The sequence below is a fragment of the Methylobacterium radiodurans genome (assembly GCF_003173735.1).
Lineage (GTDB): Bacteria > Pseudomonadota > Alphaproteobacteria > Rhizobiales > Beijerinckiaceae > Methylobacterium > Methylobacterium radiodurans.
The window spans coordinates 479,729-502,866 of the sequence record NZ_CP029551.1; the positions used below are offsets into that span (position 1 = coordinate 479,729).

22 protein-coding genes are annotated in these 23,138 nt (G+C 72.3%); 8 read left to right on the forward strand and 14 right to left on the reverse strand.

The features are described from left to right. Positions 1-18: 18 nt before the first annotated feature. From DK427_RS02125 to DK427_RS02145, 5 genes are all read right to left on the reverse strand, one after another. Positions 19-1,008, reverse strand: a complete 990-nt coding sequence (locus tag DK427_RS02125) for an Ldh family oxidoreductase (RefSeq protein WP_109949817.1) — start codon at positions 1,006-1,008, stop codon at positions 19-21. 4 nt (positions 1,009-1,012) lie between these two features. Then, on the reverse strand, positions 1,013-1,969 hold the full coding sequence (locus DK427_RS02130) for an NAD(P)-dependent oxidoreductase (RefSeq protein ID WP_109949818.1): 957 nt from the start codon (positions 1,967-1,969) through the stop codon (positions 1,013-1,015). A 13-nt stretch (positions 1,970-1,982) separates the two neighbouring features. Then, the gene (locus tag DK427_RS02135) at positions 1,983-3,338 is read right to left on the reverse strand and encodes a cation:dicarboxylate symporter family transporter (protein WP_109949819.1); all 1,356 of its coding nucleotides are present in this window, start codon (positions 3,336-3,338) and stop codon (positions 1,983-1,985) included. A 138-nt stretch (positions 3,339-3,476) separates the two neighbouring features. Further along, entirely contained in the window at positions 3,477-4,757 is a 1,281-nt protein-coding gene (locus DK427_RS02140) for a UxaA family hydrolase (RefSeq protein WP_109953946.1), read from the reverse strand. Positions 4,758-4,764: 7 nt separating this feature from the next. Next, a complete protein-coding gene (locus DK427_RS02145; RefSeq protein ID WP_109949820.1) occupies positions 4,765-5,082 on the reverse strand; it encodes a UxaA family hydrolase in 318 nt (105 codons plus the stop codon). Between the two features lie 388 nt (positions 5,083-5,470). On the opposite strand from DK427_RS02145, the gene DK427_RS02150 reads away from it, so the two are divergent. After that, entirely contained in the window at positions 5,471-6,214 is a 744-nt protein-coding gene (locus DK427_RS02150; protein ID WP_109949821.1) for a sulfite exporter TauE/SafE family protein, read from the forward strand. 176 nt (positions 6,215-6,390) lie between these two features. Continuing rightward, positions 6,391-6,753 carry a hypothetical protein gene (locus DK427_RS02155; protein ID WP_109949822.1) on the forward strand — a complete coding sequence of 121 codons (363 nt, stop codon included), beginning with the start codon at positions 6,391-6,393 and terminating at the stop codon, positions 6,751-6,753. 39 nt (positions 6,754-6,792) lie between these two features. On the opposite strand, the gene DK427_RS02160 is transcribed toward DK427_RS02155, so the two are convergent. Further along, on the reverse strand, positions 6,793-8,550 hold the full coding sequence (locus DK427_RS02160; RefSeq protein ID WP_109949823.1) for a carbamoyltransferase family protein: 1,758 nt from the start codon (positions 8,548-8,550) through the stop codon (positions 6,793-6,795). Positions 8,551-8,846: 296 nt separating this feature from the next. Between DK427_RS02160 and DK427_RS02165 the strand changes: the two genes are divergently transcribed. The 4 genes from DK427_RS02165 (at position 8,847) to DK427_RS02180 (ending at position 12,033) form a co-directional block, all read left to right on the forward strand. After that, positions 8,847-9,566: a cytochrome c biogenesis CcdA family protein gene (locus tag DK427_RS02165; RefSeq protein WP_109949824.1), complete on the forward strand. Its 720-nt coding sequence runs from the start codon at positions 8,847-8,849 to the stop codon at positions 9,564-9,566. Between the two features lie 109 nt (positions 9,567-9,675). After that, positions 9,676-10,293: a ParB-like protein gene (locus tag DK427_RS02170; protein WP_109949825.1), complete on the forward strand. Its 618-nt coding sequence runs from the start codon at positions 9,676-9,678 to the stop codon at positions 10,291-10,293. Between the two features lie 125 nt (positions 10,294-10,418). Then, the gene (mepA, locus tag DK427_RS02175; protein WP_109949826.1) at positions 10,419-11,342 is read left to right on the forward strand and encodes a penicillin-insensitive murein endopeptidase; all 924 of its coding nucleotides are present in this window, start codon (positions 10,419-10,421) and stop codon (positions 11,340-11,342) included. 82 nt (positions 11,343-11,424) lie between these two features. Then, the gene (locus DK427_RS02180) at positions 11,425-12,033 is read left to right on the forward strand and encodes a nitroreductase family protein (protein ID WP_109949827.1); all 609 of its coding nucleotides are present in this window, start codon (positions 11,425-11,427) and stop codon (positions 12,031-12,033) included. A 16-nt stretch (positions 12,034-12,049) separates the two neighbouring features. Here DK427_RS02180 and DK427_RS02185 read toward each other — a convergent pair whose 3' ends face one another. Beyond that, on the reverse strand, positions 12,050-15,355 hold the full coding sequence (locus DK427_RS02185; protein ID WP_109949828.1) for a DEAD/DEAH box helicase: 3,306 nt from the start codon (positions 15,353-15,355) through the stop codon (positions 12,050-12,052). A gap of 242 nt (positions 15,356-15,597) precedes the next feature. Further along, positions 15,598-15,849, reverse strand: coding sequence for a 50S ribosomal protein L31 (rpmE, locus tag DK427_RS02190; protein WP_066924693.1), 252 nt, complete (start codon positions 15,847-15,849; stop codon positions 15,598-15,600). Between the two features lie 244 nt (positions 15,850-16,093). Between rpmE and DK427_RS02195 the strand changes: the two genes are divergently transcribed. Both DK427_RS02195 and DK427_RS02200 read left to right on the forward strand, forming a co-directional pair. Further along, entirely contained in the window at positions 16,094-17,935 is a 1,842-nt protein-coding gene (locus DK427_RS02195; RefSeq protein ID WP_109949829.1) for an ABC transporter transmembrane domain-containing protein, read from the forward strand. Between the two features lie 46 nt (positions 17,936-17,981). Then, positions 17,982-19,013: a D-cysteine desulfhydrase family protein gene (locus DK427_RS02200; protein WP_109949830.1), complete on the forward strand. Its 1,032-nt coding sequence runs from the start codon at positions 17,982-17,984 to the stop codon at positions 19,011-19,013. On the opposite strand, the gene DK427_RS02205 is transcribed toward DK427_RS02200, so the two are convergent. From DK427_RS02205 to DK427_RS02230, 6 genes are all read right to left on the reverse strand, one after another. Next, positions 18,994-19,365 (reverse strand): DUF423 domain-containing protein, encoded by a 372-nt coding sequence (locus DK427_RS02205; RefSeq protein WP_109949831.1) that lies wholly within the window; start codon positions 19,363-19,365, stop codon positions 18,994-18,996. The genes DK427_RS02200 and DK427_RS02205 overlap by 20 nt on opposite strands. Next, positions 19,362-20,018 carry a ribosome biogenesis GTP-binding protein YihA/YsxC gene (gene yihA, locus DK427_RS02210; protein WP_109949832.1) on the reverse strand — a complete coding sequence of 219 codons (657 nt, stop codon included), beginning with the start codon at positions 20,016-20,018 and terminating at the stop codon, positions 19,362-19,364. Before yihA ends, DK427_RS02205 begins: the two co-directional genes overlap by 4 nt. A 42-nt stretch (positions 20,019-20,060) precedes the next feature. Further along, positions 20,061-21,908 carry a membrane protein insertase YidC gene (gene yidC, locus DK427_RS02215; protein WP_109949833.1) on the reverse strand — a complete coding sequence of 616 codons (1,848 nt, stop codon included), beginning with the start codon at positions 21,906-21,908 and terminating at the stop codon, positions 20,061-20,063. Continuing rightward, a complete protein-coding gene (gene rnpA, locus DK427_RS02220) occupies positions 21,898-22,410 on the reverse strand; it encodes a ribonuclease P protein component (RefSeq protein ID WP_109949834.1) in 513 nt (170 codons plus the stop codon). The genes yidC and rnpA overlap by 11 nt, the downstream gene beginning before the upstream one ends. 67 nt (positions 22,411-22,477) lie before the next feature. Continuing rightward, complete coding sequence (gene rpmH / locus DK427_RS02225) at positions 22,478-22,612, reverse strand: 50S ribosomal protein L34 (RefSeq protein WP_007558110.1); 135 nt, start codon at positions 22,610-22,612, stop codon at positions 22,478-22,480. Between the two features lie 180 nt (positions 22,613-22,792). Continuing rightward, positions 22,793-23,047 carry a hypothetical protein gene (locus DK427_RS02230; protein ID WP_109949835.1) on the reverse strand — a complete coding sequence of 85 codons (255 nt, stop codon included), beginning with the start codon at positions 23,045-23,047 and terminating at the stop codon, positions 22,793-22,795. Positions 23,048-23,138 lie beyond the last annotated feature (91 nt).

Here is a 23,138-nt window from a genome sequence, read left to right on the forward strand (position 1 = left end):
GCCGCACAGGCGATCCACTCACAGGGCCCGGATCTCCGCCAGCAGCGCGTCGGGCAGGTCGAGGCCGGCCTCCGCCGCGCGCTGCCGCAGGGCGAGCCGACGGGTGCCCGGCAGACGCGCGCCGTCCTGGCCCGCGATCGCCCCGGCGAGCGCGGCGAACCGCTCCGGTGCGTCGGGGCTCAGCGCGGCGGCGTCGATGGCGATGATCAGCTGGCCGGTGCCGGGCGGATCGCCCTCGGCGTCGAGGAACGAGGAGGCCTCGTCCGCGAAGCGTGCCCCGACGAGGCCGGCGGCGAGCAACTCCACCATCAGGGCGAGCGCCGTGCCCTTGGCGTCGCCGAGCGGCACCATCGTGCCGGCGAGCGCGGCCTTGGCGTCGGTGGTGGCGCGTCCCTCCGCATCGAGGGCCCAGCCCTCCGGAATGGACTCGCCGCGCTTGGCTGCGCCGACGATGTTGGCGCGGGCCACCTTCGAGAGGGCGAGATCGACCACGATCGGCGCGCGGCCTGGTAGCGGGCAGGCGAAGGCGAGCGGGTTGGTGCCGAACACGGCCCGCCGCCCGCCCCAGGGCGCCATGGCGGCTGGCGTGTTGGCGAAGAGAAGGGCGACGCAAGCCCCCTCGGCCAGCGCCTCGACCGGGCGGCCGGCCGCGCCGCAATGGTGCGAGCGCCGGATGCCGGCCGCCGCGATCCCCTGCTGGCGGGCCATCCCCGGCAGCGCCTCGAGGGCGAGGTCGATCGCCGGGTAGGCGAAGCCGTGGGCCGCATCGATGGCAAGCAGCCCCGGCCGCGGCTGCTCGGCGCGCGGGACCGCGTCGCCCACCACCTTGCCGGCGCGCACCTGCGCCGCGTAGGGCGCGACGCGCGAGAGGCCGTGGCCCTTGAGCCCGTCGGCTTCCGCGCCGACGAGCGCGCGGGCGACGCTGCGGGCGGCGGGCTCTGCCGTGCCGCAGCGGATCAGCGCCTCCGCCGCCAGCGCCTCGGCTTCCGTGAGGGTGAGGGTCGCCATCGCTCTAGCGCTCCGTGAGGTGGCGGCGCACGGCCCGCGCGGTGACGGCCGAGACGCGCACATTCGATTCGCTTGTCACGCCCGCGATGTGCGGGGTGAGGACGAGGTTCGGCACGTCGGCGAAGACCGCGCCGGCCCCGGCGTCGAGCGGCTCGCGCTCGAACACGTCGAGGGCCGCGCCGCCGAGATGACCGGCGCGGAGCGCGGCGGCGACCGCCGCCTCGTCCACCACGCCGCCGCGGGCCGCGTTGATCAGCACGGCGCCCTTCGGCATCCGGGCGATCGCCTCCGCGCCGATCAGGCCGCGGGTGCCGTCGGTGAGCGGCACGTGCAGCGAGAGCACGTCGCTCTCGGCGATCAGCGCGTCGAGGCTGCTTAGCGCGACCGGGCCGTAAGCCGGGTTCCACGCCGGGTCGTCGGGGGCGACGAAGGGGTCGTGCGCGGAGACCGTCATGTCGAGGGCTGCGGCGCGGCGGGCCGTCTCGCGGGCGATGGCGCCGAATCCGACGAGGCCGAGGCGCTTGCCGGCGATCTCGCGGCCCATCAGGGCGTTGCGCGGCCACGTACCGGCCGCGACCGCCGCGGTGGCCCCGTAGGCGCCGCGCAGGAGCAGCATCGCGGTGCCGATCACGTACTCGGCCACCGACCCGTCATTGGCGCCGGTCGCAGGGTAGACCGCGATGTTGCGCGCGCGGCAGGCCGCGACGTCGATGTTGTCGAGGCCGACCCCGAGGCGGCCCACCACCTTGAGGTCGGGGGCGCCCTCCAGCAGAGCGCCGCGCACCTGCGTCCGATTGCGCACGATGAGCGCGTCGGCCCCTTTCAGCGCGGCGGCCAGCGCGTCGGGGCGGTCGACGAGGCCGGGATCGTAGAGGGTGTCGAAGCCCTGGAGTTCGGCGGCGATCGCCGCCTCGTCCATGAACTCGCTGATGACGACCTTGGGGGTGGATCCTTCGGGCATGAGACTCTCTTCCTCAGGTCGCCGGCACGGCGGCCGGCAGGGGACCCCGGAGCGTGGCCGGCTCTTGCGCGGGCAGGTCGGCGTCGCTCTCGTCGTCCAGGGTGTCGAGGTTCGGGGTGATGCGGCCGTCGAGCACCGCGCGGGCGTGGGCGAGGTCGATCTTGCCCTCCCAGCGGGCGATCACGAGGGTCGCCACCATGTTGCCGACCGCGTTCGTCACGCAGCGCAGCTCGTTCAGGATGCGGTCCACGCCGATGATCAGCGCGATGCCGGCCACCGGCAGGAGCTGCGAGGCCTGAAGGGTCGCGGCCAGCACGAACAGGATGGCGCCCGCGACCCCCGCCACGCCCTTCGAGGTGACGAGCGCGATCGCCAGGATGCCGAGTTCCTGCTCCCAGGTCAGCGGGATGTTGAGCGCCTGGGCGATGAAGCCGACCGCCATGGTCAGGTAGATGCACGAGCCGTCCATGTTGAAGGAGAGGCCGGCCGGCATCACGAGGCCCGTCACGCTCTTGTCCACGCCGAGCCCGTTGAGCTTGGCCATGATCCGCGGCAGCACCGATTCCGAACTGGTGGTGCCGAGCAGGATGAACATCTCTTCGCGGCTGTAGCGGAACAGCTTCCACAGACTGAGGCCCACGTAGAATCGCATCACCCCGCCGAGGAAGAACACGATAAAGACGATGAAGGTCAGGTAGAGCGAGACGATCAGCATCCCGTACTGGGCCAGGATGCCGAGGCCGAACTTGCCGATGGTGAAGGCCATCGCGCCGAAGGCGCCGACGGGGGCGAAGTGCATGATGATGCCCACCACCTTCATCAGCACGTCGCCGAAGGCGTGGACCACGCGCAGCGGGAACTCGCCCTTGCGGCCGAGCATGGCCAGTCCCATCCCGACGAGGACGGAGAAGAACATCACCTGGATCAGGTCGCCCTTGGCGAAGGCATCGACCGCGCTGTGCGGGATGATGTTGGCGACGATCTCCATCGGCGACTGGGCGTGCGCCTTGCCGGCAATGCCCGCCACGAGCTTCGCGTCGAGGCTCTCGACCGTGGCGTTCACCCCGTCACCGGGACGCAGGACGTTGACGAAGATGAGGCCCGCCGCGAGCGCCACCGTGGTGGCGAGTTCGAAATACACGATGGTCTTCAGGCCCATCCGCCCAACGGCCTTCATGTCGCCGACATGCGCGATGCCGACCACGACGGTGCAGAAGATGACGGGGGCGACGATCATCTTGATCAGGTTGATGAACATGTCGCCGAGGATCTTGCAGCCGACCGCGAATTCGGGGGCGACGACCCCGACGGCGATGCCGAGCGCGATGCCAAGCAGGACCTGGCCGTAGATCGACCGCAACAACCGCATGCGTTCCTCCTTGTGACGGGACGAAAACCGCCGCGATGTATCCCCGCGGTCGCGCTTCCTCTCGCGTGTCGTGCCCCATGGCGTCGGGGCGGGGGCCGCGGACCCTGTATCTTTCCGCGGCCCCCCTGGGCAGCTGTCTCAGGCGCTGCGGTAGAGCTTCGTCATCACGAACTCGCGGTGGCCGAGGGACTCGGCCGCGGTGAGCCGGCCGTTGGCGGTGCGCACCACCATGTCGATCAGCGCGTCGCCGGCCTGCGGGATCGTCATCTCACGGGTGAGCACGCCCGAGACATCGACGTCGATGTGCTCGCCCATGGTGCGCACCGTGCGGGGGTTGCCGGTGATCTTGATCACCGGGACGATCGGATTGCCGATCACGTTGCCCTGGCCGGTGGGGAAGGTGTGCACCACGTAGCCCGCCGCCGCCATCAGGGTCACGCACTCGGCCGCCGCCGAGGAGGTGTCCATGAAGTAGAGGCCGGGACCCTTGGCGGGCGCCTCCGCCGGCTGCAGCGCGTCGATGTAGCGGCACTCGTGGCCGATCTTCTCGAGGTTGCCGAGCGCCTTCTCCTCGATCGTGGTCAGGCCGCCCGCGATGTTGCCCTTGGTCGGCTGCGAGTCCGAAAGATCGTCGGTCTTGTGGGCCTCGATCACGTCGTCCTGGTAGGACTTCCACATGGCGTACCACTTGTCGGAGATTTCCGGGCTCGCCGCCCGCTCCCGGCAGAGGTGCTCCGCGCCGGTGATCTCCGAGGTCTCGCCGAACACGCCGTAGATGCCGTGCGGGATCAGCTTGTCGTACATGTTGCCGACCGTCGGGCAGGAGGCCAGACCCGTGGTGGTGTCGGACTCGCCGCACTTCGTCGAGACCCAGAGGTCCGAGATCGGGCATTCCTCGCGGGCAAGCTCGGTCGCCCACTGCACGAAGCGCTTGGCCTGGTAGCTGGCCTTGGCGACCGTGGCGATGTCGCCGTGGCCCTCGATGCCGAAGCCGATCACGGGCTTGCCGGTCCGGGCGATGCCCTCGACGACCCGGTTCGTCCACTGGTCCTCGATGCCGATCACCACCACGGCGGCGACGTTCGGGTTCGAGCCGATGCCGATGAGGGTGCGGAAGTGCAGCTCCAGATCCTCGCCGAACTGGAGCCGGCCGTAGGCGTGGGGCAGCGCCATCGTGCCCTTCACGTTGTTGGCCACCGCCTCGCAGGCGGCGTTGGAGAGGTCGTCGAGCGGCAGCAGGACGACGTGGTTGCGCACGCCGACGCGGCCGTTCTCGCGGCGCCAGCCCATGAACGTGGCGGCGCGGTAATCCTCCGAGGCGCGCTTGGATTGGAGCGCCTTCGTGGCGAACTGGTCGGGGGCCCCGCCCACGAAGGGGGTGGCGATCTCGTGTTCGAGCTGAGCGGCTTCCTTGAACATGATCACCTCACCAGCGCTTCGTCTTGACGTTGTGGACGTGGACGTGCTCGCCCTTGGCGACGTCCTTGATGACCTTGCCGATGTCCTGGCCGTACTTGATCGCCGTGTCGCCGGCCTTCAGGTCGGTGAGCGCGACCTTGTGGCCGATCGGGATGTCGTGGCGCACATGCACCTCGAAGGTGCTGTCGTTCTCGGTGATTACGCCGAAGGCGTCGGTATCGGCCGAGAGGCCCTCGATCACCGCGACGGCGACGTTGTCGTCGGGGGAGTGGGCGAGAAGATGCGGCTTGCGGCGCCCCTCGCCGGCTGCGGCGTGGCTGCTCATGCGGTCCTCCTGCTGGCTGTCGTCGGCTTCTTGACGGCGACTGGTCTTATATAAGACGTATATGTTGAGTGGCGTCAATGCCTGATCTGCGGGGCGGTGCGCATCCGGTCGAGGAACTGGTCGCCGCTCCGTGCTCCGCTCCCCGCAGGGGAGGCGGGGCGTTCGGGGTCAACGGCTCTTGCGACGGCGACGCGGGACCGCCGCTGGGGGCATGATGGGCTCCACGTTGCCAGACGATACGCCCAGCGACTACGGTGCGTCGGCCTTCTGCCTTGCCACTACGCAAGTCTTATATAAGTTATATTCAAAAGACGGTGAGCTGCACGGTGCGGCACGAGGAGAGGCGCGCGATGGGTTGGCAAACGAGCGGCCGGAGAGACCCTCTCCGGTGAACGAGACGCTGCTCCTCGTCCTGTGCATCGGCTGCGCCGGCCTGATCTCCGGGCTGACCGGTTTTGCCTTCGCGCTGATCGCCTCGGGCACCCTGCTGTCGATCCGCTCGCCCGTCGAGGCGACCGCTCTGGTGCTGGTCTGCAGCACCGTCTCGCAGGTGATCTCGATCCTGCGCCTGCGGGCTTGGCCACCGCGGAACACCGCCTTCGCGATGATCCTGCCGGGGCTGGTCGGCGCGCCGATCGGCATCCACCTGCTGCACGACCTCGACCCGCAACTGATCAAGGTGGCGATCGGCGCCTTCCTGATCCTCTACAGCGGCACCGTCGCCCTGCTGCGCGCCGATTACCGGGTGGCGTTCGGCAACCCATGGAGCGACGGGGCGGTCGGCTTCCTCGGCGGCGTGCTCGGCGGCATCGCCGGGTTGTCCGGCGCCCTGCCCACCGCCTGGAGCCTCGTGCGGGGCTGGGAGCCGCGCACCCAGCGGGCGGTCTACCAGAGCTTCACCCTGGTGATGCAAGTCTGGGCGCTCGCGATCCTGCTCTGGCTCGACCCGGTCCCGCCCGACCTCGTCGGCGACCTCGCGCTCGCGCTGCCGGTGGTGCTGGTAAGCGTGTTGGCCGGCCTCTCGCTCTTCGCCCGGATCGACCAGCGGCGTTTCCGCACCATCGTCCTGGCGCTGCTCGCCGCGATCGGGCTGACCACCACCGCGCTCGCGCTGCCGGGCTTGCTGGGATGAGGAAGGCCGGCCCTCGCGGCCCCGCCTCCCTCCCGCGTCGGGACAGGCCTGACCGCGCCGCGCGGACGGTCCTACGCACAACACGCGAGCACAACACGATTGTGCCCCGCCTGTTGGCGGATTCTTAAGCATCCGGGCGCTGAACTCGTCCCGCACCAGCGGGAGATCATGTCAGCGTGCGCACCATCCTGTCCTCCGGGCCGATCCGTCACGGGGCGCGCGCCGCGCTCGTCGGGGCCCTCCTCATCGCCGCAGCCGCGCCGGGCCAGGCCCGCGACGGCCGCAACGGCGCCCTCATCGGCGGGCTCGCGGCCGGCGTGGTCGGCGGCGTCGCCGCCGGCGCCCTGCTGAGCGGCGCCGTCAACCAGCCTCCGCCCCCGCCTCCGGTCGAGGAGTACCGCCCGCGCCGGGTCGTGGTCGAGGAGCCCGAGGAGGTCGTCGTCCGCCGCCCCCGCGGCCCCGTCTGCCACTACGAGCGCCGCAAGGTGTGGCTGAACGAGGAAGACTTCACCTACAAGCGCGTCGAGGTCTGCGAGTAGCGCGCGATCTCCCTCCCCCTATCGCGGGGGAGGGCTCCGCTACTTCACCACGATCCAGTCCTCGACCACCAGCGCGTCGAGGCCCGTGGTGTAGAACATCAGGATGGCGTCCTCCGCGGTGTGGAGGATCGGCTTGCCCATCACGTTGAAGCTGGTGTTGAGCAGGATCGGCACGCCGGTGATCTCGGCGAATGCCGCGATCAGGCCGGCATAGGCCGGGTTGCGCTCCGGCGTCACGCTCTGGAGCCGGCCCGTGCCGTCGGCGTGGACCACCGCCGGCACCCGGTCGCGCACCGCCTCGCGCCAGACCAGCGTGCGCTCCATGTAGGGGCTGTCGGCGTAATCCTCGAACCAGTCCGGCCCCGCCTCGGCCAGGATCGAGGGCGCGAAGGGCCGGAAAGCCTCGCGGTACTTCACCTTGGCGTTGAGCGCGTCCTTGGCGTCGGCCGGCCGCGGATCGGCCAGGATCGAGCGGTTGCCGAGCGCCCGGGGGCCGAACTCCGCCCGGCCCTGCACCCAGCCGACGAGTCCGCCCGCGGCCAGCACGCGGGCCGCCTCGCGGGTGACGCCCGCCGGATCGAGGCGGCGGGCGCGGGGCTCCTGCTCGGCCAGGCGCTCCATCGGCTCGGTCGAGACGCGCGAGCCGAGATAGGGCGTGAGCGGGCGCGACACCTGCGCCGGTCCGGTCCAGTCCGGATGGTCGGCGGCGTAGGCCAGCCAGGCGGCGCCCACCGCGTTGCCGTCGTCGCCCGGCGCCGAGGGGACGTGGAGGTTGCGGAAGGGCGAGCGCCCGAGCACCCGGCCGTTGTAGGAGGAGTTCAGCCCGCAGCCGCCCGCGATGACGAGGTTGTCGTGCGGCGCGAGCGCGTGGGCTTCGGCCACCAGCACATCCATCAGCTCGCAGAAGATCTCCTGGCCTGAGCGGGCGAGGTCGGCCCAGCCGCCCTCCCCGACATCGGCCGGGCGGCGCTCCCGGATCTCGGCCGCGACAGCCTGGACGGTGGCGTCGTCGGCGAACTTGAGGCGCCCGTTCTCGACCGCGTAGAGGCGGCGCAGCTGCGCCATCAGGTCGGGGTCCGGCCGGCCGTAGGGGGCGAGCCCCATGATCTTCCACTCCTCGCCCTTCACCTGATCGAAGCCGGCGAGATCGGTGACGAGGCCGTACAGGAAGCCGACCGAGCCGCGCCCGCGCTGGCGCCGCACCTCGCGGATGCGCCCGTCCTCCAGGGTGTAGATCGCCGCCGCCCCGGTCTCGCCCATGCCGTCGACGACGAGCGCCGTGGCGTCGCGGAAGGGGCTGCCCCAGAGGGCGTAGGCGGCATGCGCCAGGTGGTGGGGATAGCGCGCCTGCGCCACGATCTCGGCCCGCGGCGCGGCGCCCGTGCCGCGGGTCTCCTGGTTGAGGGCGAGAAGCGTGCCGTAGCCCGCCCGCGCCTGCGCGAGCGCGAGGTCGGCGATGAAGATGCGCTCGGCCCGCTCGGGCACGAAGGAGCGGTTGAGCGCGGTCGGATGGGCGGCCAAAGCCATCAGGTCGAAGGCGCCGCTCGCCTGCTGCCCGCGCAGGAAGTCCGAGAACTGCTCGCCCCAGCTCGACGCCACCACGATCTCGGAGCCGCGCGGCACGTAGCGTTCGAGCAGGCCGATCATCCGGCCCGCGGGGTCGGGCTCGCAGTTCGGGGCGCGCTTGTACTGCAGGAAGCGCTCGGCCCCTTCGGCGAACAGCACGTCGCCGTCCGGCCCGACCAGGGCGAGGGCGGGATCGTGGAAGGTGGTGGCGAGGCCGAGATAGTAGCGCATGGGTTCCGGGTTATTCCGCCCCGGCCCGCGCCGCAACGCGGGGCTGCCCCGGCGCCGGCAGGGCCGCGCCGGCGCCAGTAGGGCCGCGCCGGCGCCAGTAGGGCCGCGCCGGCGCCAGTAGGGCCGCGCCGGCGCCAGTAGGGCCGCGCCGACGAGCGCTGACTCCCGGGGCCCGGTTGCCCAGGACCGGGGCGCAGGGCAATCCCGCAGGATCCGAGTCCCCCGGCCGACGAAACCCGGCGTGCCCCGCGGGCGAAGACCCGAGGCGGCCGCGCCCGGCCGCACCAGGAACTCCCATGCTGACGACCCTCGGCCTCGCCGTCCTGGCCGGTCTCCTCTCGACGCTCTCGCCCTGCGTGCTGCCGCTGGTGCCGATCGTACTGGCCGCCGCCGCCTCGGAGCACCGGCTCGGGCCCCTCGCGCTGGCGGCCGGGCTGGCGCTGGCCTTCACGGGGATCGGCCTGTTCGTCGCCACGATCGGCTTCGCGATCGGGCTCGACGGGGACGTCTTCCGCAGCCTCGGGGCGGTGCTCCTCGTCGCGCTCGGCCTCGTGCTGATGCTGCCGCCGCTGCAGGCCCGCCTCTCCGCGGCGCTCGGGCCCGCGGGCGCCTGGGCGGCGGCGCGGCTCGGCACCGTGGCGGGCCGCGGCCTCGCCGGGCAGTTCGGCGTCGGCCTCCTGCTCGGCGCGGCCTGGAGCCCCTGCGTCGGGCCGACCCTTGGGGCCGCCTCGCTGCTGGCGGCGCGGGGCGAGAACCTCGGCGCGGTGGCGCTGACGATGCTCGGCTTCGGGCTCGGAGCCGCTGCGCCCCTGCTGCTGCTCGGCCTTCTCTCGCACGGGGCGCTGGCGCGCCGCCGGGGCGGGCTCGCGGCCTTCGGGCAAAGCGCGCGGACGGCGCTCGGCGCCCTGCTGGCGGCTCTCGGATTCCTCGTGCTGAGCGGGCTCGACAAGCGGGCGGAGGCCTGGGCTGTCGCGGCCTCGCCCGATTGGCTCACCGCCCTGACGGTCCGGTACTGACGGAGTCGCGCGCGGACTCCCGCGAACGTGAACGACCGCGGCTTGGCCGGGGAGGGACGCGCGTGACAGATGCGCCCCGGTCACACAAACCGGGGTTTCCGAGAGCATCATGGCACCGCGCGAACCGATCCTCACTCTCGTGCCGATCGCGGAGCTGCGCCCGACGCAGATGACCGTGGGCCACCGCGAGGTGGAGGAGAAGCGCCGCCGCTGGCGCGAGCACGATTCCGAGAAGAAGGAGAAGTTCCTCGGCTCGCACATGATCCCGACGCTGCTGGGACCGAAGAAGCGCCACTACGTCATCGACCACCACCACCTCTCTCGCGCGCTCCAGCTGGAGGGCGTCGAGGCGGTGCTCGTCACGGTGGTCGCCGACCTGCACAAGCTCGACAAGGACGCCTTCTGGACGGTGTGCGACCATAAGTCCTGGGCGCACCCCTACGACGCGGACGGAGTCCGGCAGCATTTCAAGGAGATCCCCAAGGCGGTGGCGGATCTGGTCGACGACCCGTTCCGCAGCCTCGCGGGCGAGCTGCGCCGGGCCGGGGGTTTCGCCAAGGACACCACGCCCTTCAGCGAGTTCCTCTGGGCCGACTTCCTGCGCCGGAACATGAAGGCCAAGCGCGTCGAGGCCGATTTCTCGGAGGCGCTGGAGAACGCGCTGCAGCTCGCTAAGTCGCAGGACGCGGGCTACCTGCCGGGCTGGTGCGGGCCGGTCTCGGGCTGAGGTCCGGCGGGCCGCCAGAGGGTTGCCCCGCCGCGGCACCAGGGCCCGGCAAGCTTGCGCCGGCAGACTTGTCTGCCGCGCGGGCTCTCGACGCCCGCCCGCTCGACGCGCTAGACGGAGCCTCGATGCCGATCACGCCGCGCCTCGCTCTCGCCGCCGCCCTGATCCTCCTGGCGGGCGGCCCGCTCCAGGCGCAGGACCGGGGCACCCTCACCCCGAAGCCGCTGCCGCCCCTCGCCAACCCGGACGATCCCGCGACCCCCGCCAAGGCCCTGTTCGGGCGCGCCACCGGGCCGACCGGCGGTCCGGCCCACGCCTACGGCTCCTACGCCAAGGGCTGCTTCTCGGGCGGCGAGGCGCTGCCCGTGGACGGGGCGACCTGGCAGGTGATGCGGCTCTCACGCAACCGCATGTGGGGCACCCCGCCGCTCGTGGATTTCCTGGAACGGCTGGCGAACCAGGCCCCGCGGGTCGGCTGGCCGGGGCTCCTCGTCGGCGACATGTCCCAGCCCCGCGGCGGCCCGATGCTGACCGGCCACGCCTCGCACCAGCTCGGCCTCGATGCCGACATCTGGCTGACCCCGATGCCGAACCGCCGCCTCACCCGGGCCGAGCGCGAGGAGATGTCGGCCACGAACGTGGTGCGGGACGACCGACTCGACATCGACCCGGCGGTCTGGACCCAGCAGCACCACCGCATCATCCGGCTCGCCGCCGAGCAGCCCGAGGTGGCGCGCATCTTCGTCAACCCGGCGATCAAGCGGGCGCTCTGCCGCGAGGCCGGGGGCAGCCGTTGGCTCTCGAAGGTGCGCCCGATGTACGGGCACAACTACCATTTCCACATCCGGCTCGCCTGCCCGGCCGGCCAGGGGGCCTGCGACGACCAGGCGCCGCCCCCGCCCGGCGACGGCTGCGGCGAGGAGCTGGCCTACTGGTTCAGCGACGCGGTGCTGAACCCCAAGCCCCCGAAGGTGAAGCCGAAGCCGAGGCCCCCGATGACGATGGCCGCCCTGCCCGCCGCCTGCCGGGCCGTGCTGAAGGCGCCGTAGGCGGGGCCGGCGGGCCGCCGCCATCTTGCGCGGCGCAACGGATCGGTCTCCGATCGAAATCGATTGCCACTGGAGACCGACCTTGACCGACGCGACGACCGGGCCGACGCCCCGCCAGCCCGACCACGACATCGACCCGCTCTTCCTGGCGCGCCGCTCGCCGCGCCGCTTCACCGGCGAGGCCCTGCCGGAAGCCGAGCTGAAGCGGATGATCGAGGCGGCGCGCTGGGCGCCCTCTTCCTACAATTCGCAGCCCTGGCGCTTCCTCTACGCGCTGCGCGGCGACGCCAACTGGGAGGCGTTCCTGGGGCTTCTCGTGCCCGGCAACCAGAAATGGGCCAAGGACACGGGCGCGATCCTGTTCCTGGTCTCGAGCGCGCGCATGAAGGTCGGCGACGAGCTGAAGCCCTCGTGGAGCCACTCGCTCGACGCGGGCGCGGCCTCGCTCGCCTTCCAGCTCCAGGCGATCCGCCAGGGCTGGCACGTCCACGGCATGGGCGGCTTCGACCATGCCCGGGCGCCCGAGGCGCTGAACCTGCCCGAGCACCATCGGATCGAGGCGGCCTACGCGGTCGGCCGCGCGGTGGCGTGGGACGACCTCACCGAGGAGGAGCGGACCCGCGAGACCCCGAACGGCCGCCGCCCGATCGGCGACTTCACCCATGCGGGGCCCTTCCCCAAGGCCGGTTAGGCGGGTCTCGGGGCCCTCACGCCGCCTCGCAGGCCTCTGCGACGCGCTCCAGGAGCTCCACGGCGAGGCGGCCGCGCTCGGCCGCGTCCGCCGCCGGGCGCTTCAGGATCACCCGGCCGTCCCGCACGGTCAGGTCGCCGTCGAGCGCCAGCGCCCGCGCGCGGCGACCGTCCCGGAAATCGGCCGCCACGCCCTGCGGGCCGCCGCTGAGCCGGCTGATCCCGAGGACCCCGCACTGCACCCGCAGCCGCGCCAGGGTCACCAGGGTCTCGACACTCTCGGGCATCCGGCCGAAGCGGTCGTCGGTCTCGGCGCAGAGCGCGTCGATCTCCTGCGGCGAGCCCACCCGCAGCAGGCGGGTGTAGAGGCCGAGCCGGATCTCGGGCTCGGGCATGTAGTCGGGGGGAATCGCGCCCTCCAGCCCCAGGTTGATCTCCGGCCGCCAATCCTCCGCCGGCTCGCCCTTGGCGGCGCGCAGCGCCAGCTGCAGCACGTGCTGGTAGAGGCCGAGCCCGATCAGCCGGACATGGCCGGCCTGGGCGTCGCCCACGAGGTCGCCCGCGCCGCGGTGGTCGAGGTCGCGCGCCGAGATGGTAAAGCCGGCGCCAAGCCGGTCGAGCGCCTCCAGCGTCCGCAGGCGCTTCTCGGCGCCGGCCGAGAGGGGGCGCTCGGGATCGTTCAGCAGGTAGGCCGCGCCCCGGCGCTGGCCGCGCCCGACCCGGCCGCGCAGCTGGTGCAGCTGAGCGAGCCCGAAGCGCTCGGCGTTCCAGACCAGCATCGTGTTGGCCCGCGGCACGTCGAGCCCGCTCTCGATGATCGAGGTGGCGAGCAGCACGTCGCCCGTGCCATCCGCGAAATCGATCATCGCGGCGTCCATCTCGGCCGGCTTCATCGCCCCGTGCGCCAGGGTGATCGCGAGGTCCGGCACGATCGCCTTCAGGCGCTCCGCCATCGGCTCCAGGTCCTCGATGCGCGGGCAGACCACGAAGCTCTGGCCGCCGCGGCGGTGCTCGCGCATCAGCGCGGCCCGCACCGTCTCGGCCTCGAAGGGCGCGATCACCGTGCGGATCGGCTGGCGCACCGCGGGGGGCGTGGCGATCACGCTGAGGGCGCGCAGGCCCACCAGCGCCGATTGCAGGGTGCGGGGGATCGGCGTGGCGGTGAGCGTCAGCACGTGGCCGCCGCCCGCGAGCGCCCGCAGGGACTCCTTCATCTTGGCGCCGAAGCGCTGCTCCTCGTCGATGACGGTCAAGCCGAGATCCGCGAAGGCGACGCCCTTGCCCGCGAGCGCGTTCGTGCCGACCACGATCCGGATCGAGCCGTCGGCGAGCCCCGCCTTCACGCGCCGGGCCTCCGCCGGGCCGACGAGGCGCGAGAGTTGCGCGACCGCGATGCCGAAGCGACCGAACCGCCGCTCCAGCGTCTGCATGTGCTGGCGCACCAGCACCGTGGTCGGCGCCACCAGCGCGACCTGCTTGCCGGCGAAGACCGCCGCCGCGATGGCGCGGAGCGCCACCTCGGTCTTGCCGAAGCCGACATCGCCGCAGACCAGCCGGTCCATCGGCCGGCCGGACGCGAGGTCGGCGAGCACGGCGTCGGTGGCGGCGGCCTGGTCCGGCGTCAGGCTGAAGCCGAAGCCCGCGCCGAAACGCTCCATCTCGCGCTCCGGCGGGCGCAGGACCGGGGCCCGCGCCTCGGCGCGCTCGCCGGCCAGCGCCACCATGGCGCGGGCGGTGCGGGCGATCGTGGCCTCGGCCTCGCTGTGGCGCCGGCGCCAGGACGCGGAAGAAAGCTTGTCGAGGCCGACCGCCTCCGGGTCCGAGCCGTAGCGCCAGACCCGGTCGGCCTGATCCACGGGCAGCATCAGCACGTCGTCGCCGGCAAAGCGCAGGCGCAGGGCCTCCCCCGCGCCGACGCGCTCCAGCCCCTCGAACACGCAGAGCCCGTTGTCGCGGTCGACCGCGACGTCGCCGGTGCGCAGTTCCACCTCGCCGAGCGGCAGGCTGGCCGCCCGCGGCCCGGAGCCGCCGGCATGATGGCCGTAGAGGTCGGCCGCCGCGAACACGCTGAGCCCCGCCTCGGGCACCCGGAAGCCGGCATCGAGGGGCGCTTCGAGCGCCACGATCTCGCCCGGCTTGGCGCCCTCGGCTGCGGCCCAGTCCGCGACGGGCCGCACCCGCCGCTCGCCCGAGCGCTCGGCCTGCCGGACCAGGCGGCGGAGCGCCCGCTCCGGCCCGGCCAGCACGATCCGGTCGCCGGCCTTGAGCCGCTCCCGCAGGGTCTTGGCGAAGGCCGCGGTCGGGCGGGCCTGGCGGATGAAGGCGGGCAGGGAGACGTCCGCCGCCTCGGTCGCCGCGGCCAGTGCGCGCTCCCGGAGGAGCCGCGCCCACTCCTTCGGGGCGAGGTAGAGCGGGTCGGCGCCCGGCTTGTCCTTGTCCTTGTCCTTGCCCCTGTCCTTGCCCGTGTCCTTGCCCCTCCCCGCGCCGCCGCTCTCGCGCCCGTCGGCGATCTGCTCGAAGAAGGCTTGCGTCCGCGCCTCGGCCCCCGCCTCGACCACGAGGCGGGCCTCGGGCAGCGTGTCGAGCAGGGAGGCGAGGGCCGGGTAGAACCGGGCCAGCCCGTGCTCCTGGCCCGTGAAGGGCTGCAGGCGCTCCTCCGAGCCCGGGGGCAGGATGATCTCAGTGGCCGGGTCGATCACCAGCTCCTCGGTCTGCGCGTGCGAGCGCTGCGTGAGCGGGTCGTAGGCGCGGATCTGGGCGACCCGGGTGCCGTCGTGCTCGACCCGGCAGGGCAGCGGGGAGGCGGCCGGAAAGACGTCGAGGGTGCGCCCGCGGATCGCGAACTCGCCGGGCTCGTCGACCCGGTCGTCGAGGATGTAGCCGAGGCGCCGGAGGGCCTCCGTCATCGCCTCCGCGTCGAGACTGTCTCCGACGCGGATCACCACGCGGGCGTCGGCCCAGGTGGCGGGCGGGGGCACCCGCTGGATCAGGGCGGGCGGCGTGGTCAGCACGATGTGGGGGCGGTTCGCCGCATCGGTGAGCCAGCGCAGCACGCCGGCCCGCGCGCCCATCACGCCCCGCGAGGGCGAGGCGCGGTCGTAGGGCAGGCAGTCCCAGCCCGGCAGGATCGCGATGCCGATCCCCGGATCGAGCGCCCGCAGGATAGCGGCGATCGCCTCGAGCCGCCGCTCGTCGCGGGCGACGTGGACCAGCGGCGCACCCTGCCCGGCGAGCCCCAGCAGGGCCACCGCCAGGGCGCCGGTCGGCACGAGCGGCGCCTCCGACTCGGTCTGGGTCTCGGCTCTGGTCTTCCGCTTGGCCATGGATGCTCAGGGGTGAACGCGCGATGGAGACGGGACGCGGCGCAAGAGGCATCCGCCGCGGCACGCGGCGGCGGCCCCTCGGCGACCGTCCCTTCAGAACCCGCGATCCCCGGTCCCGGGTCCCGGCCCGATCGCCGCGCTCCCCAGGATCCTCGTCCGGACACGAAAAAGGGGCGGCTCCTTGCGGAGCCGCCCCCTGATCCGTCCCGTCCGCGCCCGGTCCGAGGACCGGTGCGCCGCCCTCAGCGGCGGCCGACGAGGTTGCCGAAGCGCGAGTTGAAGCGCGACACGCGGCCGCCGCGGTCGAGCATCTTCTGCTCGCCGCCGGTCCAGGCCGGGTGGGTGAGCGGATCGATGTCGAGGTTCAGCGTGTCGCCTTCCTTGCCGTAGGTCGAGCGCGTCCGGTAGTCGCTGCCGTCGGTCATCACGACCTTGATGAAGTGGTAGTCGGGGTGCTCGGTACCCTTGGCCTTCGCGGCCGCGTCCTTCGCCATGACCTTTGTCCCTGCAGTGCCGTCCGGGATCGGGGGCTCGCCCCGTCCCGCCGGGTTGACCTGGAGTTCTTGGAATTGTTGCAATGAACCCGGGGTTCATGGCAACGGCTCGTGCAACGCCGACCGGCCCGTCTCAGAGGCCCGCGGCCATTCAACACGCGCAATCGGATGAAGCCGCGCGTATATCCCAGGCTCCGTCCGCGAACAAGCGCACTCGTACAGGGTGGGATCCGAACGGAACGCCATGGGTAAGACAACACGCGGGGCCGAGGGCCGCGGCAAGGCATCGCTCAGCGCCCTGCGCCCCCTCCTCCCCTACGCTGCGCGCTATCGCGGCCGCATGGTCGCGGCCCTCGTCGCGCTGATGGCCGCCTCCGCCGCCACCCTGGTGGTGCCGATCGCCATGCGCCGGGTGATCGACCACGGCTTCTCGGCGGAGGGCTCGGCCGTCATCGACGCCTACTTCCTGGCGCTGATGGGCGTCGTCACGGTGCTGGCCCTGGCCTCGGCCGCGCGCACCTACACGGTGACGACGCTCGGCGAGCGCGTGGTGGCGGACCTGCGCAGCGCCGTCTTCCGGCGCCTCACGGTGCTCGACCCGGCCTTCTTCGACCGCACGCAGTCCGGCGAGATCGTCTCGCGGCTCACCGCCGACGCCACGCAGGTGAAGGCGGTGTTCGGGGTCTCGATCTCGATCCTCCTGCGCAACCTGTTCCTGTTCATCGGTGCGGTCGTCATGATGGTGGTGACGAGCCCGAAGCTCTCGGTGATGGTGCTGGCCGCCATCCCGCTCATCGTCTTCCCGCTGATCGTCTCGGGCCGCGGCGTGCGCCGCCGCTCGCGCGCCGCGCAGGACCGGCTGGCCGACGCCTCCGCCTACGCGGCGGAAGCCGTCGGCGCGGTTCGCACCATGCAGGCCTTCGGCCGCTCGGAAGCCACCGCCGCCCGCTTCGCCGAGGCCTCCGAGGAGGCCTACGGGGCCGCCCGAGACTCGATCCGGGCCCGCGCGCTCCTCACCGGCGTCGCCATATTTCTGATCTCGACCAGCGTCGTCGGGGTGATGTGGTACGGGGCGCAAGGCGTGCTCAGCCACCAGATGAGCGCCGGCCAGCTCTCGCAATTCGTGCTCTACGCGGTGTTCGGCGCGGGCGCGCTCGGCCAGCTCTCAGAGGTCTACGGCGAGATGGCGCAGTCGGCCGGCGCCGCCGAGCGGCTCGCCGAGATCCTGGCCGCCGAGCCGGCGATCGGGCGCCCCGCCGAGCCTGCCGCCCTCCCCGCGCCGGCCCGCGGCGCCGTGACCTTCGAGGCCGTGCGCTTCGCCTACCCGACCCGCGAGGAGCGCCCTGCGCTGGACGGCCTCGACTTCCGGGCGGCGCCCGGCGAGCGCATCGCCCTGGTCGGGCCCTCGGGCGCCGGCAAGAGCACGGTGCTGCAGCTGCTGCTGCGCTTCTACGACCCGCAGGGCGGGCGCGTGCTGGTCGACGGAATCGACGTGTCGCGCGTCGATCCGGAGGCACTTCGCGCCCGCATGGCGCTGGTGCCGCAGGACCCGACCGTGTTCTCCGGAACCGTGATGGAGAACATCCGCTACGGCCGCACCGAGGCCGGCGAGGCGGAGGTGCGGCGCGCGGCCGAACTCGCCCACGCCGCCGGCTTCATCGACGCCCTGCCCCAGGGCTACCACACTCAGATCGGCGAGCGCGGGGTGACGCTGTCGGGCGGCCAGCGCCAGCGCATCGCGATCGCGCGGGCGATCCTGAAGGACGCGCCGATCCTGCTCCTCGACGAGGCGACCTCGGCGCTCGACGCCGAATCGGAGCGCGCCGTGCAGCAGGCGCTCGACACCCTGATGCGGGGCCGCACCACCCTCGTCATCGCCCACCGGCTCGCCACGATCCGCGCCGCCGACCGCATCCTCGTGCTGGACGAGGGCCGGATCGTCGAAGAGGGCACGCACGAGAGCCTGCTCGCCCAGGGTGCGCTCTACGCCCAGCTCGCCGCCCTCCAGTTCACCGACGCGCTCGACGAGACCGCCCGGGGCAAGGGTCAGCGGACGCGGACGGAGCCGCTCTCGGCGGCCGAATGAGCGTCGTCGGCGTTGACAGGCGAGCGCGGAGCGGCGCAGCTCGGCCATGGCCGATCTCGACCTCGCCCGCTTCCCCCGCCTGCCGCTCCTCGGCCTTCCCACGCCGATCGAGCCGCTGGCCGGGCTGACGCGCCAACTCGGCGACGCGCTGAACGGCGTGCGCCTGTTCGTGAAGCGGGATGACCTGGCGGGCTTCGGCGGCGGCGGCAACAAGCTGCGCAAGCTCGAATTCCTCCTCGGCGCCGCCCGCCAGGAGGGCGCCGACACCGCGATCACGGTGGGCGCCCTGCAGTCGAACCATGCCCGCCTCACCGCGGCGGCCTCGGCGCGCAGCGGCCTCGCCTGCGAGCTGTTCCTGACCCGCAGCGTGCCGCGCGAGCAGGAGGCCTACCGGCGCAATGGCAACCGCCTGCTCGACGACCTGTTCGGAGCGAGCGTCCACGAGCTGCCGCGCGAGGCCGACAACCTCGCGGCGGCGCAGGCGCGGGCCGAGGCGCTGAAGGCGGAGGGACGGCGCGCCTACGTCTTCCCGGCGGGCGGGTCGAGCCCGGTCGGCTGCCTCGGCTACGCCGCTTGCGCGGCCGAACTCCTCGGGCAGGCGGAGGCGATGGGGCTCGATCTCGCGCAGATCGTGGTGCCGAACGGCAGCGCCGGCACCCATGCGGGCCTCGCGGCCGGCCTCGCCGCCACGGGCCGGAACCCGCGGCTCGCCAAGTCCTACGCCGTGCTGGCGGAAGCGGAGCAGGCCTTCGCCGAGACGCTGGAGAAGGCCAACGCCACGCTCGACCTGATCAAGCCCGGCGCCAGGATCGCGGCGGACGGCATCGTGCTCGACGGCGCGCATCGCGGCCCCGGCTACGGCATTCCGACCGACGCGATGCGGGAGGCCGTGCGGCTGATGGCGCGCACAGAGGGGATGCTGCTCGACCCCGTCTACAGCGGCAAGGCCTTCGCGGGCCTGCTGCACGACATCCGCGCCGGGCTCTACCCCGCGGGCTCGGCAGTGCTGTTCGTGATGACCGGCGGCGTGCCGGGACTGTTCGCCTATCCGGACGCGTTCAGCGACGCGTCGGAATGAGCGCGGCGAGCGCGGCGGCGAGCCAGCCCGCCATCAGGGCCGTGCCGCCGATCGGCGCGGCCATCGGGAAGAGCGGCCTCGTGTAGAGCGCCCGCAGCGCGAGGTCGCCGCTGAACAGGCAGAGGCCGGCGAGGAGCAGGAGGGCGGCGAGCCGCGTCGGCAGCGCCCGCGTCAGCCCGGCGCCGCCGAGGGCGGCGAGCGCCAGGATCGCGGGTGCGTGGAAGAGCAGGAACTGCGCCGCGGTCTTCAGCGCGTCGGTGCCCGTCCCGTGGGCCGCCGCCGCGGAGGCCGCGACGCCGAGCCCGCCCGCCAGCGCGGCGAGCGCCACGATCAGGCGGTCTGCGAGGCTCACGCGGCGCGCTCCGAGAGCAGGCGGGCGATCGCCGCGCGCAGCTCCGGCACGCCGCTGTCGTCGCGGCTCGAGGTCAGGATGACCTGCGGGAAGGCCGCCGGGCGGCGGGCGAGCGCGGCCTCGATGCCCGCGAGCCGGCTCGCGACCTCGGATTTCTTCAAGGCATCCGCCTTGGTCAGCACGATCTGGTAGCTCACCGCGGCCTTGTCGAGGCCGTCGAGCACGTCGGTGTCGAGGCTCTTCAGGCCGTGCCGGGCGTCGATCAGCACGAAGACGCGGGCGAGGTTGGCCCGGCCCTTGAGGTAGTCGTGGATCAGCCGGGTCCAGGCCTCGACCTTCGCCTTCTCGACCGCGGCGTAGCCGTAGCCCGGCATGTCGACGAGGCTGAGCCGCGGGCCGACCTTGAAGAAGTTCAGCTGCTGCGTCCGGCCCGGCGTGTGCGAGGTGCGCGCCAGGGTGTTGCGGCCGGTGAGCGCGTTGATCAGGCTCGACTTACCGACGTTCGAGCGGCCCGCGAAGGCGATCTCGACATCCTCCATCGGCGGCAGCCGGTCAAGGGTCTGGGCGGCCGCGTAGAAATCGGCACTGCCCGCGAACAGCAGGCGGCCGGCCTCGACGAGGCCGGCCTCCTTGTCATCGTCCGTCTGGGTCACGAAGCGTGTCTCAGCTCTTGGTGTGTCTCAGCTCTTGGCGGGTCAGCTCTTGGCGGCGGCGCTCTTCGACGCGCCGCGACGGAACGTGCCCCTGAGGTTGTCCCACAGCTCCACCTTCACGCCGTTGCGGCGCATGATGACGTATTGCTGGATCACCGAGAGGGTGTTGTTCCAGGCCCAGTAGATCACCAGACCCGCCGGGAACGAGCCGAGCATGAAAGTGAAGATGATCGGCATGAAGGTGAAGACCTGCGCCTGGACCGGGTCCGGCGGCGCGGGATTCATCTTCATCTGCACGAACATCGTGATGCCCATGATGATCGGCCAGATGCCGAGGTGCACGATGTCGGGCGCCGCGAACGGCAGCAGGCCGAACAGGTTGAGGATGCTGGTCGGATCGGGCGCGGCCAGATCCTGGATCCAGCCGAAGAAGGGCGCGTGCCGCATCTCGATAGTGATGAACAGCACCTTGTAGAGCGCGAAGAAGACCGGGATCTGGATCAGCACCGGCCAGCAGCCGGCGACCGGATTGATCTTCTCCTTCTTGTACAGCTCCATCATCGCCTGTTGCTGCTTCATCTTATCGTCTTTGTACCGCTCCCGGATGGAGGTCATCTCGGGCTGCACGGCCTTCATCTTGGCCATGGAGACGTAGGAGCGGTTGGCGATGGGCAGGAAGAAGAGCTTCAGGATCGCCGTCACGACGAGGATCGAGACGCCGAAATTGCCGAACAGGTGATAGAAGAAGTCCAGCGCCCGGAACATCGGCTTGGTGATGAAGTGGAACCAGCCCCAGTCGATCATCAGATCGAACTGCTTGATGCCGAGGTTCTTCTCGTAGGCGTTGATGGTGTTGACCTCCTTGGCGCCCGCGAACAGGCGCTGAGTCGAGGCCACGGTGGCGCCGGGCTCGACGCTGCGGCCGTCGGCGCGCACGCTGGCCTGATAGACCTGGGTGCGGCCGTCCGTGCGCTCGGTGAAGGCACCCGTGTAGGGGGTCTGCTGGTCCGGGATCGCGGCCGCGGCCCAGTACTTGTCGGTGATGCCGACGAAGCCGCCGGTCACGTTCTGCCACGCCTTGCCCTTGGTGTTGGCGCCGCCGTAGGCGCCCTCCTTGGCGAGGTGGTCGTAGGTGTATTCCTGCAGGCCGTCGTTGCCGAGGACGCCGATCATGCCCTCGTGCAGGACGTAGTATCCCTGCGTGTGCGGCTTACCCCAGCGCGAGACGAGGCTGTAGGGAAAGAGCGTCACCGCGCCCGAGCCCTTGTTCTCGACCTCGTCGCGGACCGTGAACATGAACTTGTCGTCGACCGCCAGGATACGGCGGAAGACGAGGCCGGCGCCGTTGTCCCAGCTCAGCGTGATCGGCATGCCGGGCGAGAGCGTCTCGCCGCTCGCCGTCCAGAGCGTGTCGTTGGTGGGCAGCGGGCCGGCGTTCTGGCCGACCCAGCCGAACTCGGCGTAGTACGGCGTCTCGGTGCCGGCGGGCGAGAACAGCACGATCTCCGGGCTCTTGTCGCTCACCGTCTCGTGGTAGCCCTTGAGCTTCACGTCGTCGATGCGGCCGCCCTTGAGCGCGACCGAGCCCGACAGCGCCGGGGTCTCGATGCGGATGCGGGGCGAGCGGGCGAGCACCGCGTCGCGCGGCTCGGGGGAGGACGGGTTCGTGCCGGGCACGGGCGCGGCCGGGCCGCCCTCCTTCGGCGCGGGCGAGGGCACGCCGTCCGGGCTCACGCCCGGAGGTTGCGCCTGCGTCTGCGCCTGCTGGTTCTGCAGCGCGGCCTGCCGCTGCTGCTCGACCCGCGGCGCGGCGACGAAGTAGTTCCAGCCGAGGAGCACGACGAGCGACAGGGCGATCGCCACGATCATGTTCGTCTTGTCATTGCCCATCTGGGACACCGCCGCACGCGTTCGGAAGGGGTTGCGGGAGAGACGCGGCCGGAGCGGGTGAACCCGCCGCGCGACCGTGAGGTGTGGGTTGATTCGGCTGAGCGCCAGAGCCCGGGCGCTTACCCGATCGACGCGGGCGCGCGTCGGGTCCGCGCGGCTTGACCACCGCGGAGACGGCGCGGCGCAGGTCGTCCTTCAAGGTGTCGAAGGCGGCGTCGAGCGCCGGGCGCCGGGCGATCAGCACGACGTCGGCCCGGACTGTGGGCAGATCGGCCGCCACCGCCGCCACGGCCGCGCGCAGGCGCCGCCGGATGCGGTTGCGCTCCGTGGCGTGCCCGACGCGCTTGGTGATGGTGAAGCCGACGCGCAGAGCCTTCGGGTCGTCAGGGTCCGCGGCGTCGCGCAGTCGTCCCTGCCCGGTCATGCGCTCGGTATGGAAGCGGCGCCCGTCGGCCGCCGCCAGGAAATCGGGCCGCCGCCTGAGCCGCTCGATCGTCGACATCGCCGATCCGACCCCGCTGGCCTCGATGGTCGCGGGCACCCGGGCGGGTGCCGCGAGGGGGTCCGCCTTACGCGGACAGGCGCTTGCGGCCGTGGGCGCGACGGCGCGCGATCACCTTGCGGCCGCCGGCGGTCGCCATGCGGGCGCGGAAGCCGTGACGGCGCTTACGGACGAGCTTGCTCGGCTGGTAGGTTCTCTTCATGGCGATGCCTTCAGGGTCGAGGCGCGTTCGCGGACGGCTGCTGCCGTGTGCCCGACCTTCACGCGTCCTGGAGAGTGTCTGCAAACGCGAAGGGCGCCCGAACAGGGCGCCTCCACGCGACTGGCGGGCTTATGGCGGAAGGGTGCGGCGAAGTCAACGTTTCGCGGCGCGCTGCCGGCCTCAGGCGCGGCGGCGGCACAGGTCGACCGGTCCGGCGCGGCGGTCATCGACCTCGGGCGATCCGGCCCGGATGTCGCGGATCCGGCGCCCGGCGGCGGCAGGGCTCTCGCGCCGGCTGAGAAGCACGGCGCAGGCAAGCGTGCTCAGGCTGGCCACGAGCGGCGCCAGGACAAGGACCCTGGCGCCGAGCTGGCTCCAGCCGAGGCCGATCGTGACGACGCCGCTGGGCAGGGCGACCGCAGTGAGGTGAGACATCGAACCGAACCCGCAGCGCGCGCCCCAATCTCCGCGCGCCAGCGGAAGAGATGAAAAGCCTCTGTTAAATTCTCAAACCTGTCAAACTGCG